This window comes from Amycolatopsis sp. NPDC003731, from assembly GCF_053586895.1.
Genome location: NZ_JBSFNC010000006.1, coordinates 99,765 through 112,301, shown reverse-complemented (window position 1 = coordinate 112,301; position 12,537 = coordinate 99,765). Strand labels below are relative to the sequence as shown.

Below are 12,537 nucleotides of genomic sequence, written 5' to 3'. Positions count from 1 at the left end.
AGAACGCCGACCATTGTGCAACTTGTCACACGTCGCGTTCCCCCGGACGCACATCCAGCTGAGGAGCATTCCCGTGGCCCAGAAAGTTCTCGTCGAGATCCTGGACGACATCGACGGCAGCACCGCCGCCCAGACCGTTCAGTTCGGCCTCGACGGCGTCACCTACGAAATCGACCTTTCGGACGAGAACGCCTCCGCCCTGCGCGACGAACTGGCCCGCTACATCGCCGCCGGACGGCGCATCGGCGGCCGCAAGGTCCGCGTCGCCACCGGGCAGTCGACCACCACCAGCACCACCGACCGCGAGCGCAACCAGCAGATCCGCGCCTGGGCCAACGCGAACGGCTACGAGGTCTCCGAGCGCGGCCGCCTCTCCTCCGAGGTGATCGCCGCCTACGAGCAGGCCCAGGTCGAAGAGGCCGAGGCGCCCGCCGCCCCGCCGCGCAAGCGCGCCCCGCGCAAGAAGGTCGCCGCCGCCAAGAAGTAACGCGGTGGGCGGCGGATCACTGGGGAGAGATCACCGCAACCGTCGGTGGCGAGGGCGGAAACCCCTCGCCACCGACTCCGCGTGGGAGACGTCACACTTCCCCGCGTTGTCAAGAATTGTCATCGCATTCCCCGGCGGCGTTTCCGGAAACGTCAGCCGCGCAGCGCCGGCCCGATCCAGCGGCGGACCAGGGCACGCAGCTCGTCGTCGCTGAGCGGCGGTGTCGAGGGGTACTGCAGGAACGACAGGAACAGCCGCATCAGGACCTCGGCGAGGCCCTGGAGCTCCTCGTCGGACGCGATCCCGGCGCCCGCCCAGTCCACCGTCAGGTTCCGGAGGATCCGCGCCCCGTACGAAAACGCCAGCGGCGAAATGACGCCGTCGGTGAAGAAGTCCGCTTCGCCCGCCTGCAGCAGCAGGCCCATGTGCGGCTCCCCGGGCAGCGTCCGGACGGCGAACACGACGGACTCCACCGCGGCTTCGGCGGCCGTGCCGAACGCGGCCAGGTGCCGCTCCATCCGCCCGGCGAACTCTTCGACGCCGTCCAGCGCGACGGCCCGCAGGATGTCCTTCAGCCCCGGGAAGTAGCGGTAGACGGTCTGCCGGGTGACGCCCGCTTCGGCGGCGACGTCGGACAGGCTCGTCTTGCCCAGGCCGGCCCGGTCGAGGCACGCCGTCGCCGCTTCGACGATCCGCCGGCGTGCCTCGTCTTCGGTGCCGGGCGGGTTGCCCTGCCATCCGTGGTGCCCCATGCCGCCATCTTCCCCGAGCGGAGCGCTCAGCCCGGGACAGGGGCGCGGACGCGCCGGTACAGCGCCACCAGCAGCAGGCCGGCCCCGGCGAAGCAGGCGAGCGCGTACAAACCGCTGCCGATCGGGGTGCCGTCCGCGGTGACGCCGTCCTCCGCGGTGAAGTAGGACGGCAGCGCCCCGAGCCAGAACACCGCCATCGCACCCAGATAGACGGCGGGGTAGAACCGCGTGAAGGCCGGCAGGGGCTCGCCCGGTTCTCCGGAACGCAGGTGCGCCACGACGATCCAGGCGCCGGCCACCCACAGGAGCCCCAGCTCGATGCCGAGGATCCAGGCCCGGGCGGTGACGTTGTCGCCGGCGAAGCCCGACGGGATCCCGGCGATCGCCATGGCCGGCGGGGTGAGGACGCCCGCCAGCAGGATGCGCAACGGCAGCCGGCGCCGGGGCGGGCCACCCGTCAGGCGGACGACCAGCCAGGTCATGGCGGCCATCGAAACGGAAGCGAACAGCAGCATGCTGTTCAGCGGCACCGACGCCAGGGCCGGGTGGTTGACGATCGTATTGGCCGGGTTCCACGCCCACCACTTCAGCTGCGGGCCGAGGTGGTCGAAGACTTCGTAGAACACCTGGCAGGCGAAGGCCACCGCCACCGAACCCCGCAGCGCCCCGCGCCGGAAGAGCCCGAGCGAGCGGACGACTTCGTAGGCGAGCTGGCTGATCACCGGGTAGAACGCCACGATGTAGAGCGGCAGCCGGTCCCCCATGAACTGCGCGGTGAACAGGTTGTGGGCGAAGATGAAGCCGTACAGCCGGTCGAGCCCGAACCACTCCGGGAAGTACAGCGGCGGTTCGGTGACGAACAGGTAGACCAGCGAAGCCCACCACAGCGCCAGGTTCGCCGGATCGCCGGCACGACGCCGCCGCAGCGCGTGCACCAGAGCGAACACCGCGCCGCCGACGATCAGCACTTCCAGCAGCGGCATCGTCCAGTGGGCGAGCGCCCACGGCGGCCGGACCGACACCACCGGCGACACGTCGTGGCAGTCGAACCCCAGCCCGCGGGTGACGGCTTCGGCGTCCGGCCCGCACGCCGTGCTCATCGCGCGGTCGCCGTCGCCGCCGAGTAGTCCGTGGCCGGCGGTTCCGCCTGGGGGTCGAACCCGAACGGCACGCGGTGGCGGCCCAATGCCGCGCGGACGCGGTAGCGCACCAGGCCCGCGAGGACGCGCGGGTTGCGCAGCATCTGCGCCAGCGATTCGTCCAGGTTGAACACCTTCGCGAAGTGCTCGTCGACCACGTCGTCCTCGCGGGCCGCGCCGACGACGAGGCTGAACGCCGGTGCCGACATCGCCGCGACGATGCGCCGCCGCCACTCCGGTAGCCGCTCGGTGCCCACCGCGCACGCGTAGCCCTGGTCGCGGGCCATCGCCAGGCTCCACGGCACCCGCAGCGATCGGCGTTGCGCGGCGAAGAAGCGCGCGGAGAACTTCGCGTCGAGCCGCTCGGCGCGGGACAGGTGCTCGCGCAGCAGCAGCGCCGATCCCGAGGCGGAGCTGATGCCCTGGGCGTAGAAGGGGTTGAACGCGCAGATCGAGTCACCGACGAAGACCAGCCGCCGCGCCCGCGTGCGCAGGCGGTCGTAGCGGCGCCACTTGTTGCCGGTCGACCGCGTGAGGTGGACCGGCGAGGCGGGCACGCAGCGGTCCATGGCGTCGGCGAACAACGGCGTCCGCACCCGGCGCGCCGTCTCCGCGAAGGCGGCCGTGGTGCTGGGCATCTCCAGTCCCCACGAGCCCATGCAGGCGATGACGCGGTTGCCTTCGATCGGGAAGAAGTTGACCAGGAACTCGTGCTCGGCGGGGTGGTCGCCCTTGTCGGGCGTCGGCATGATCACCAGGTGCCGCCACCACCAGGAGGCGGGGCGTTCGGCGGGCAGGTCGTACCAGCGCGAGGTGTAGGTGACTTTGGCGTCGAGGGTCTGCACCTCGGGTTCGGGCCAGCCGGCCGCCGCGAGCCAGCCGGAAACCGGGGAACCGCGGCCCATGGCGTCCACGACGAAGTCGGCGTCGACGTGCTCCTCGTCGAGTTCGACTCCGGTGACCTCCCCATCCGAGGTGGTCAGGCCACGCACCGAGACCCCTTCGCGGACGACGACGTTCGCCAGCTCGCGCACCTTGTCCCGCAGCACGCGTTCGATGAGGATCCGCGAGCCGTAGACCATCGTCATGGCGCTGCGCTTGCGGGCCGACCAGCCCGGCCCGTCGAGGTAGGCGGCGTCCATGGACGGCATCAGCAGCAGCCCGCCGGCCGCGATGAGGTCGTCCTCGAACCCGGGGAACAGCGCGCCGATCGCGCGCCGCCCGGAGTTGAGCAGGAAGTGCGGGTGCTTGCTCTGCGGGACGCCGCGGCGGTGTTCGGCGCCGTCGGGCAGTTCGTCGCGTTCCAGCACCAGCACGCGGTCGAAGTGCGGGGCGAGCGCTCCGGCCGTGCACAGGCCGGCGGCACTGCCCCCGAGGACGACGGCGGTCTTGCCGAGCCGCATGCGGATCAACTCCCGTCATTCATACAAAGAGACACCGAATGTATGAATGACCACCCATGGGTGTCAAGCCCCCGGTAGGTCCACAGTGGACACGGCAGGCAGATTTCCGGCTTACCCGGCGCCCCGTCGGCCCTGCTCGCTTCAGCCGGGGGAATGCCGGTCGGGGCACCCCGCACAACCGTGCACGCCGGGCGGAGGCCGTCTCACGGGCTCACCCGGCTCCCGGAGGAGTCCTCTGTGGTCGCACGAGCGAGCGGCACCGGAAATGCCGAAGGGCCCCGCACCGGCTCGGTGCGAGGCCCTTCGGGGAAAGCCCGGTTACTACTTCTTCTTGGCCGCGGAGGTGCGCTTGGCCGGGGCCTTGGCGGCCGCGGTCTTCGCCGCGGTCGTCTTGGCCGCGGCCGGCTTGGCGGCGGCGGTCCGGGTGCGCGTCGTCGTCGCCTTGGCCGGGGTCGCCTTCGCCGTGGTGGCCTTGGCCGCCGTGGTCTTCGCCGCGGTGGTCTTCGGGGCCGCCTTGGTCGCGGTGGCCTTGGCGGCCGGCTTCGCCGCGGTGGCGCGGGTCCGCGTGGTCGTCGCGGCCGGCTTGGCCGCCGCGGCGCGGGTGGTGCGAGTCGTGGTCGCCTTGGCCGGCGCGGCCGCCGCGGCGGTCTTGGTGGCCGTCGCCCGCGTGCCGGCGGCGGCGCGCTTCACCGGGGTCGCCTTCGGGAGCTTCTTGGTGCCGGAGATGACATCCTTGAAGGTGGTGCCGGCGCGGAACGCGGGCACGTTGGTCTTCTTCACCTTCACGGCCTCACCGGTACGCGGGTTCCGCGCCGTGCGAGCCGCGCGAGCGCGCTTCTCGAACACCCCGAAGCCGGTGATGTTGACCTTCTCGCCCTTGTTGACCGTCCGGATGATGATGTCCACCAGACCGTCCACGGCCTGCGCAGCCACCTTCTTGTCGTCGCCCAGACGCTCCGACAGCGCCTCGATCAGCTGGGCCTTGTTCGTCATTCCAGTCCTCCGTAGTGGAACTACCAGTCAGGCCCATCACGGCCGACAGCGCACAGGGTATTACCAAAGCCGCACAAATCCAAACAGCGCAAGCACCTTAACTCTGTTGTGTCGCGCGGGATTCCGGCCCGGACGGACCGGCACCGGCGGACCCGCGTCCGACCCCGAAGCCGTGACCTGCGGCTTTCCTTCGCGGAACACCGGCCCGGCGCCAGGGAAGTCCTCATAGGACAAGTCGGGGCCTGTGCCCGACACCACGAGCATTCCGGCGGGACGACCGCGAAATCGAACAATTGATCGACGTCGAGCCATCGGAAAACCCTCCGCCGCAACCGAATCGCGGCACGGGCGTAACGACCTCGGTGCCCCACGCGACCCCTTGAGTGCCGGGAGATATTCGCCGGCCCCCGGGGGTCGGCGGGGGTGGAGGCACGACCATGCGGAGCCGCAACACCGCCGATTCGTTGCAAGTCCATGCCGTGGCCGGATCCTACGTCGTGCTGTTCGGGATCGACCTGCCGAAGCGATTCACCAAGAACCTCCTCGGTTTCGCCATCGAGCGCACCGACCGCGCCAAGAAGGAGCGCTACTGGCTGCGCGGCCTGAAGGTGTTCGAGGAAACCTCCCGCGGGATCCCGCCCGGCACCTCGGTCAGCCTGCGCGACCACCCGCTGCAGTCCTTCCAGTGGGGCGACTACACCGCCGAGCCCGACCACGACTACGAGTACCGCGTCGTCGCCCTGTACGGCACGCCGAAGAACCTGGTGGTGCGCCGCGAGGTCACGGTGTCCGTCCACACCGAACCCGTCGACACCGGCACCCACGCCGTCCACTTCAACCGCGGGGTCGCCGCCAGCCAGGCCTACGCGCAGGAATTCGGCCGCCCGCCGCGCGACGGCGACCGCGGCGATCCCGCCTACGACTGGCTCTCCCGGGGCCTCGAGGAAGCCCTGCTGGAGTTCATCGGCTCGGCCGCCGGGCCCGGGTACGCGCTGCGTGGCTCGGTCTACGAGTTCTCCTACCCGCGCGTCCTCGACGCCCTGAAGGCCGCCGTGGACCGCGGCGCCGACGTCAAGCTGGTCTACGACCGGCGCGGCCGGGCGAGCACGGATCCGAAACGCGCCAAGGTCTGGCAGCAGTCGGAACCGGCCATCGCCGCGGCCGGCCTGGACGCGTGCGTGATCCCCCGGAAGACCAACAGCGCCATCTCCCACAACAAGTTCCTGATCCTGCTGCGCGACGGCACTCCGCAAGCTGTCTGGACGGGCTCGACCAACATCACGTGGGGTGGCCTGTTCGGGCAGTCCAACGTCGGGCACCTCGTCCGCGACCCCGCGGTCGCCGCCGAGTACCTGGCCTACTGGACCCGCCTGTCCGCGGACCCCGGCTACGACGAGATCCGGCCCGCCAACACGAGCGCCACCCCCACGCCGGCCACGCCGCCGCCCACCGGGATCTCCCCCGTCCTCAGCCCGAGAACCACCCTCGACCTGATCGACTGGTACGCGGGCGTTGCGGGGCGCGCGAAGAAGTCGTTCTTCATGACCGCGGCGTTCGGCGTGCACGACAAGATCGCCGAGGCCATCGCCGCGGAGTCCGACGTGCTGCGCTACCTCGTGCTCGAAGAACCGCCCGACAGCGGGGACGTCGAATTCACCCGGGACAACGACGTCAAGGTCGCCGTCGGGTCGCTGCTGAGCACCGACATCCTCGACCGCTGGACCAAGGAACAGCTGACCGGCCTGAACTTCCACGTCCGCTACACCCACACGAAGTTCATGCTCGCCGACCCGCTGGGCGACGACCCCCTGGTGATCACCGGCTCGGGCAACTTCAGCGACGCCTCGGTCCACGAGAACGACGAGAACATGCTCGTCATCCGCGGCGACACCCGCGTCGCCGACATCTACCTCGGCGAGTTCATGCGCCTGTTCACCCACTTCTACTTCCGGTACCTCCGGCAGAAACTCCGCGACGACTCCCGCGACGTCGCCCACCTCGCCCCCGACGACAGCTGGGCGGCCCGCTACTACGACCGCAGGACCCCCGGCTACCGCCAACGGCTGCTGTTCCGCTGACCGGAGGAGAACGGATGCCGCCGGCCGGCTACGGCGTCCTGATCGGCACGCTGGTCGCCGGTCCGCTCGCCACGACGGTCAACGCGATCGGCGCACCAAAAAACCCGCCTGACCTGGGTCAGACGGGTTCCGTTACTGCTGGTACCCCCGATGGGATTCGAACCCACGCTACCGGCGTGAGAGGCCGGCGTCCTAGGCCGCTAGACGACGGGGGCTTAGGATCTTCCCTGGTTTCCCAGGGGCTTTTCGGTTTTTCTTGCTGAAGAGAACCTACCAGAAGCGATTTCCCGCTTCGCAGGGGGGTCACTCTCCGCAGCTGGGGTACCAGGACTCGAACCTAGACTAACTGGACCAGAACCAGTCGTGCTGCCAATTACACCATACCCCAGTGAGGTACTGCTCCGGCTGGCCGGTTCAGCACCGCACGAGGAGAAATACTAGAGCACGCCGTTCCGGACGGTGAACGCGGGGGTGCCCGTGGGGGCGCCGCCGCCGCGCTGGGCCGGGACGCCGATCGTCGCGTACTCCGAAACCAGCAGCTCAGGCAGCTCCGCGAGGCCGGCCACCGTGTGGACGCCCTCCGGGGCGCGCTCGCCGATGCGGTCGCGGTCGAGCCAGACCGCTCCCAGACCCGCGTCGCGGGCGCCGATCGCGTCGGTGTCCAGTTTGTCGCCGACGTGGACCGCCTGGGCGGGCGCGCAGCCCAGGCCGAGGCACACCGTGTGGAACATCACCGGGTCGGGCTTGGCCACCCCGAGCTCGCCGGCGATGGCGACGTGGTCGAAGAAGGGCGCGAGCCCCAGATCGGCGATCTTCTTCCGCTGGTGCCCGCCGGAGGCGTTGGTCACCGCGGCCAGCATCAGGCCGGCCGCGCGCAGCCATTCCAGGCAGTCGAGGACGTCGTCGAACAGCTGCCAGGAGTGGTCGAGCAGTTCTCTTCGGCGGCGCTCGAACGAACTCACCTGCTCGGCGTCGGCGCAGATGCCGATCTCGGCGAGGAAGCAGTCGGTGCGCCGCTGGTGCATCGTCGCGTAGTCGAGTTCGCCCGCGACGACGAGCGCCACGTGCTCTTCGGTGATGAGGTCCCACAGCGGCCACAGGTCGCCCCGGCCGGTGAGGATGTGGAGGCTGCGGCGGATCGCGGCGGTGCAGTCGATGAGCGTGTCGTCGATGTCCAGGCACACCAGCCGGAGCTCGGGCGGCGCCCAGGGCTCGGACGCCGCCGCGGCGGGCGGGGCGGTTCGCGACGGGGTCCGGGGTGCCAGGGCGAAATCCACCCAGTGAGGCTAGGGCAACCGCAGCGTTCGCGACGCTGCCAAAGAGGTGATTGCCGCTCCCCTGTTCCGGCGCACCGGCTCTACTCCCAGTCGGTGCGCCGTCCCCGTTCGGTTATCCGGCCGCACGCGCCGACCTCGCCCGGGGTGACCGTGCGGCAATCGATTCCCCGGTGAAACCCCTTGTCCCGCTTGGGAATCCGCTCCGTCCACAAGGGCAGGTCCGCATTCCGCCGCCGCTCCCGCACCCGTCCGGTGCACGGTCGACCAACTGTCGCGTGTGGACGGTTTCGGGCAACCGGGCGGCGGACGCGCCGCCGTCGCCCGATCAGCGTATCTCCGGTCACACCCCTTGACGCCGGTGCCGGACGGGTGCATCCTCGACTTATTCAACACGCGATGAATAAGGGAGATGGTCGAGATGACCGAGCGCACGACCTGCGTCGTCATCGGTGGCGGGCCGGCCGGGATGGTCACGGGGCTGCTGCTGGCCCGGGCGGGTGTCGAGGTGACGGTGCTGGAGAAGCACGCCGATTTCCTGCGCGATTTCCGCGGGGACACGGTCCACCCGTCGACGCTGACGCTGCTCGACGAGCTGGGCCTGGGCGAGAAGTTCCACGCGCTGCCGCACAGCGAGTTGACCGCGGCGGGCTTCCCGGAGGAGGACGGCACGCTGATGAAGCTGGCCGACTTCACCCGGCTCAAGGTCGCGCACCCCTACATCGCGATGGTGCCGCAGTGGGACTTCCTCGACCTGCTGGCCGAAAGCGCCCGCAAGGAGCCGACGTTCGTCCAGCGCATGGAGACCGAGTGCACCGGCCTGGTCCGCGAACACGGCCGCGTCGCCGGCATCACCTACCGCACGACGGCCGGTGAGACCGGCGAAATCCGGGCCGACCTGGTGATCGCGGCCGACGGCCGCTGGTCGCTGGCGCGCCGCGAAGCCGGCCTGGTGCCCCGCGAGTACGACTGCCCGTTCGACGTCTGGTGGTTCCGGCTCTCGCGCGGCGACGACGAGGAAGGCGGCATGCTGCTGCCGAAGATGCGCGACCGCCGGTTCGCGGTGCCGCTCCCCCGCCCGGACTTCTACCAGGTCGCCTACCTGGCGCCGAAGGGCGAAGACCTCCGCGCCCAGGGCATCGAAGCGTTCCGCGAGAACGTGACGCAGATCTGCCCCGAGTTCCACGACCGCGTGCACGAGCTGGAGACGATGGACGACGTCAAGTTCCTCGACGTGCGGCTGAACCTGCTGCGCAAGTGGCACGTCGACGGGCTGCTGTGCATCGGCGACGCGGCGCACGCGATGTCGCCGATCGGCGGTGTGGGCATCAACCTGGCGGTGCAGGACGCGGTCGCGGCGGCGACGCTGCTGGCCGAGCCGCTGCGCCGGGGCCGTCCGACGGAGGCCGAGCTGGCGAAGGTGCGCTCGCGCCGGCTCGCGCCGACGCTGATGGTGCAGGGGCTGCAGCGCCTGATGCACCGGACCGTGGTGCGCGGGGTGATGAGCGGCAAGCGCAACGGCCCGCCGCTGCCGATGATCAAGGCCTTCGCGCGGTTCCCGCGGCTGTCGTACTTCCCGGCCCGGCTCCTCGGCCTCGGGCTGCGGCCGGAGCACGCTCCGGCGTTCGCCCGGCGGCCGATGGAGCCGGTGGCCCGGGGTTAGACGTTCTCGACCGGGTTGGTCAGGGTGCCGATGCCTTCGATGGTGATCGAGACGCTCTGGCCGCCCTCGATCGGGCCGACGCCCTCGGGGGTGCCGGTGAGGATGATGTCGCCGGGCAGGAGCGTCATGACGCCGGAGACGAACTCGACCAGCTCGGGGATCTTGTGGACGAGGTCGGACGTGCGGCCGTCCTGCTTGAGCTCGCCGTCGACCTCGGCCCTCAGGGAGAGGTCGGAGGCGTCGATCGAGGTCTCGATCCACGGCCCGATCGGGCAGAAGGTGTCGAAGCCCTTGGCGCGGCCCCACTGGCCGTCGGACTTCTGCAGGTCGCGGGCGCTGACGTCGTTGGCGACCGTGTAGCCGAGGATGACGCTCGCGGCGCGGGCGGCGGGCACGTTCTTCACCGGCTGCCCGATGACGATGGCCAGCTCGCCCTCGAAGTCGACGCGGCCGACGTCCGGGCGGCGGATGGCCGCGTTGGGGCCGATGACCGTCGTCGACGGCTTGAGGAACAGCATCGGGGCGCTGGGCACCTCGTTGCCGAACTCGGCGGCGTGCTTGGCGTAGTTGCGGCCGACGGCGATCACCTTGGACGGCAGGATCGGCGCGAGCAGCCGGACGTCGGCCAGCGGCCACCGCTTGCCGGTGAAGTTCGGCTGGCCGAAGGGGTGTTCGGCGATTTCGAGGACCTGGGCGTCGTCACCGTCGCCTTCGATCGAGGCGAACGCGACACCACCGGGATGAGCAATTCGGGCTAGGCGCACGCAGCCAGTCTACGTGCGCCCCTCCCTTGCTTCAGGCCACGGTCGTGCTCTTGTGCACCAGCGCGTCGCACAGGGCCAGCCAGCTGGCCTCGACGATGTTGCCGTGCACGCCGACGGTGGTCCACTCGCGTTCGCCGTCGGTGCTCTCGACCAGCACGCGCGTCACCGCGTCGGTGCCGGGGTGGCCCTGGAGGATGCGCACCTTGTAGTCGGCCAGCTCCACACTGTCCAACCAGGACAGGTGCGGGCTCAGCGCCTTCCGGAGGGCGGCGTCGAGGGCGTGCACCGGCCCGATGCCCTCGGCGGTGGCGATCACGCGCTCGCCGCCGACGTGCACCTTGACCGTGGCCTCGGCCATGATCTCGCCGTCCGGGCGGTGGTCGAGCACCACGCGGTAGGACTCGAGCTGGAACGGCGCTTCCACCGGGACGTCGGCTTCCTGGCGCAGCAGGAGTTCCAGGGAGGCGTCGGCGGCCTCGAAGGACCAGCCTTCGGCTTCGAGCCGCTTGACCTTGGTGATGGCGCTGGTGAGCGCTTCGGGCCGGCCGGCAAGGTCGACCCCGAGCTCACGTCCCTTGAGCTCGAGGCTGGCCCTGCCGGCCATCTCGGTGACCAGCACCCGCATGTCGTTGCCGACGGAAGACGGATCGATGTGGTTGTACAGCAACGGATCCACCTTGATCGCGCTCGCGTGCAGTCCCGCCTTGTGGGCGAAGGCCGACGCCCCTACGTAAGCCTGGTGGGTGTAGGGGGCGATGTTCGCGATTTCGGCAAGGGCATGGGAGACCCGGGTCAGCTCGGCCGCTCCTCCGGTCGGGAGGACGTCCATGCCGAGCTTGGTCACGAGGTTCCCGGTCACGGCGAAGAGGTCGGCGTTGCCGGCCCGTTCCCCGTAACCATTGGCGGTGCACTGGACGTGCGTCACGCCGGCCTGCACCGCGGCGACGGAGTTCGCCACGGCGCAGGAAGTGTCGTCCTGACAGTGGATCCCGAGCCGGAATCCGGTCTTTTCCTTGATCTCCTCGACCGTCCGGGCGAGGCCGAGCGGCAGCTGGCCGCCGTTGGTGTCGCAGAGCACGAGAACGTCGGCGCCGGCGTGCGCGGCGGCGTCCAGGATGCGGAGCGAGGTCTCGGGGGAATACGCGTAGCCGTCGAAGAAGTGCTCGGCGTCGAGGAAGACGCGCCGTCCTTCGCGGGTGAGGAATTCGACGGTGTCCCGCACCATCGCACAGGCTTCGTCGACGTCGACGCGGAGGGCGCGTTCGATGTGCCGGAGATCGGACTTGGCGACCAGGGTGACGACGGGTGCTTCGCTGTCGAGAAGGGCCTGGACCTGCGGATCGGCGTCGGCGGTGAGGCCGGCCTTGCGCGTGGCGCCGAACGCGACGAGCGCGGCGTGCTTCAGCTTCAGCTCGCCTTTCGCGGCGCGGGCGAAGAATTCGGTGTCCTTGGGGAGCGCCCCGGGCCAGCCGCCTTCGATGAACCCGACCCCCAGCTCGTCCAGCAACCGCGCGACGGCGAGCTTGTCCTGGGCGGAGTAGGAGATGCCCTCCCGCTGCGCACCGTCGCGCAGGGTGGTGTCGTAGAGGTGGAAGGCGTCGCCGAGCGGGGTATCGGCGGGCTCCTTGCGGGTCACGGTCTTCTCCTCGCGGTTTCTGGCGTCTTCCTGGCGTTTCGAGGCAACAAAAAAACCTCCCGCATGGGTGCGAGAGGTTGCGCGCCGGGGGCTCTTGTGGAGCTATCGTCCGGCGCGCTCGTCGATAATGATCGCGAAGCTGGTCACGGTCGCATCATGCCACAGGGGTTCCGCGAAAGTCCACAAGCTGGGGCGAGCTCCCACCATTCGGGAACCGCGCCGGAGTTTGTTGCCCGCCGGCTTGGGCGGATCGTCCGGCGAGCGGCTCGGTGCCCACCACCCCGAAGCCGCAATTGTCACTACGGCCGGTGCTGGCTTCGGATCGGGGTGCCGGGGCAGGCCTGGGCG

The 12,537-nt window shown here is 70.2% G+C and carries 10 protein-coding genes and 2 tRNA genes; 3 read left to right on the top strand and 9 right to left on the bottom strand.

Translation table 11 applies throughout. The features are described 5' to 3' along the window. The first annotated feature begins 73 nt into the window (after positions 1-73). The gene (locus ACWDN5_RS04570; protein ID WP_086848477.1) at positions 74-487 is read left to right on the top strand and encodes a histone-like nucleoid-structuring protein Lsr2; all 414 of its coding nucleotides are present in this window, start codon (positions 74-76) and stop codon (positions 485-487) included. 152 nt (positions 488-639) lie between these two features. Here the strand turns inward: ACWDN5_RS04570 and ACWDN5_RS04565 are convergent, their stop codons facing one another. The 4 genes from ACWDN5_RS04565 to ACWDN5_RS04550 form a co-directional block, all read right to left on the bottom strand. Next, the gene (locus ACWDN5_RS04565; protein ID WP_449674454.1) at positions 640-1,239 is read right to left on the bottom strand and encodes a TetR/AcrR family transcriptional regulator; all 600 of its coding nucleotides are present in this window, start codon (positions 1,237-1,239) and stop codon (positions 640-642) included. A 26-nt stretch (positions 1,240-1,265) separates the two neighbouring features. After that, positions 1,266-2,339, bottom strand: coding sequence for a hypothetical protein (locus ACWDN5_RS04560; protein ID WP_449674452.1), 1,074 nt, complete (start codon positions 2,337-2,339; stop codon positions 1,266-1,268). Continuing rightward, positions 2,336-3,781 (bottom strand): FAD-dependent oxidoreductase, encoded by a 1,446-nt coding sequence (locus ACWDN5_RS04555; protein ID WP_449674471.1) that lies wholly within the window; start codon positions 3,779-3,781, stop codon positions 2,336-2,338. Before ACWDN5_RS04555 ends, ACWDN5_RS04560 begins: the two co-directional genes overlap by 4 nt. 321 nt (positions 3,782-4,102) lie before the next feature. Continuing rightward, on the bottom strand, positions 4,103-4,774 hold the full coding sequence (locus tag ACWDN5_RS04550) for an HU family DNA-binding protein (protein WP_449674451.1): 672 nt from the start codon (positions 4,772-4,774) through the stop codon (positions 4,103-4,105). A gap of 479 nt (positions 4,775-5,253) precedes the next feature. Between ACWDN5_RS04550 and ACWDN5_RS04545 the strand changes: the two genes are divergently transcribed. Next, on the top strand, positions 5,254-6,852 hold the full coding sequence (locus tag ACWDN5_RS04545; RefSeq protein WP_449674449.1) for a phospholipase D-like domain-containing protein: 1,599 nt from the start codon (positions 5,254-5,256) through the stop codon (positions 6,850-6,852). 139 nt (positions 6,853-6,991) lie between these two features. Here ACWDN5_RS04545 and ACWDN5_RS04540 read toward each other — a convergent pair. From ACWDN5_RS04540 to ACWDN5_RS04530, 3 genes are all read right to left on the bottom strand, one after another. Continuing rightward, positions 6,992-7,067, bottom strand: a tRNA-Glu gene (locus ACWDN5_RS04540). A gap of 101 nt (positions 7,068-7,168) precedes the next feature. Continuing rightward, a tRNA-Gln gene (locus tag ACWDN5_RS04535) sits at positions 7,169-7,240 on the bottom strand. Between the two features lie 49 nt (positions 7,241-7,289). Beyond that, the gene (locus ACWDN5_RS04530; RefSeq protein WP_396136970.1) at positions 7,290-8,036 is read right to left on the bottom strand and encodes an HAD family hydrolase; all 747 of its coding nucleotides are present in this window, start codon (positions 8,034-8,036) and stop codon (positions 7,290-7,292) included. A 502-nt stretch (positions 8,037-8,538) separates the two neighbouring features. Between ACWDN5_RS04530 and ACWDN5_RS04525 the strand changes: the two genes are divergently transcribed. Continuing rightward, complete coding sequence (locus ACWDN5_RS04525) at positions 8,539-9,789, top strand: FAD-dependent oxidoreductase (RefSeq protein WP_449674447.1); 1,251 nt, start codon at positions 8,539-8,541, stop codon at positions 9,787-9,789. On the opposite strand, the gene ACWDN5_RS04520 is transcribed toward ACWDN5_RS04525, so the two are convergent. Together ACWDN5_RS04520 and cimA are read right to left on the bottom strand one after the other, a co-directional pair. Next, positions 9,786-10,553, bottom strand: coding sequence for a fumarylacetoacetate hydrolase family protein (locus ACWDN5_RS04520; RefSeq protein ID WP_449674445.1), 768 nt, complete (start codon positions 10,551-10,553; stop codon positions 9,786-9,788). The genes ACWDN5_RS04525 and ACWDN5_RS04520 overlap by 4 nt on opposite strands. Positions 10,554-10,584: 31 nt before the next feature. Further along, positions 10,585-12,189: a citramalate synthase gene (cimA, locus tag ACWDN5_RS04515; protein WP_449674443.1), complete on the bottom strand. Its 1,605-nt coding sequence runs from the start codon at positions 12,187-12,189 to the stop codon at positions 10,585-10,587. Positions 12,190-12,537: the final 348 nt, after the last annotated feature.

Coding starts and splice junctions, on each gene's coding strand:
- ACWDN5_RS04565 (WP_449674454.1), bottom strand. CDS start 1,239: ATGGGGCACCACGGATGGCAGGGCAACCCGCCCGGCACCGAAGACGAG.
- ACWDN5_RS04560 (WP_449674452.1), bottom strand. CDS start 2,339: ATGAGCACGGCGTGCGGGCCGGACGCCGAAGCCGTCACCCGCGGGCTG.
- ACWDN5_RS04555 (WP_449674471.1), bottom strand. CDS start 3,781: ATGCGGCTCGGCAAGACCGCCGTCGTCCTCGGGGGCAGTGCCGCCGGC.
- ACWDN5_RS04550 (WP_449674451.1), bottom strand. CDS start 4,774: ATGACGAACAAGGCCCAGCTGATCGAGGCGCTGTCGGAGCGTCTGGGC.
- ACWDN5_RS04525 (WP_449674447.1), top strand. CDS start 8,539: ATGGTCGAGATGACCGAGCGCACGACCTGCGTCGTCATCGGTGGCGGG.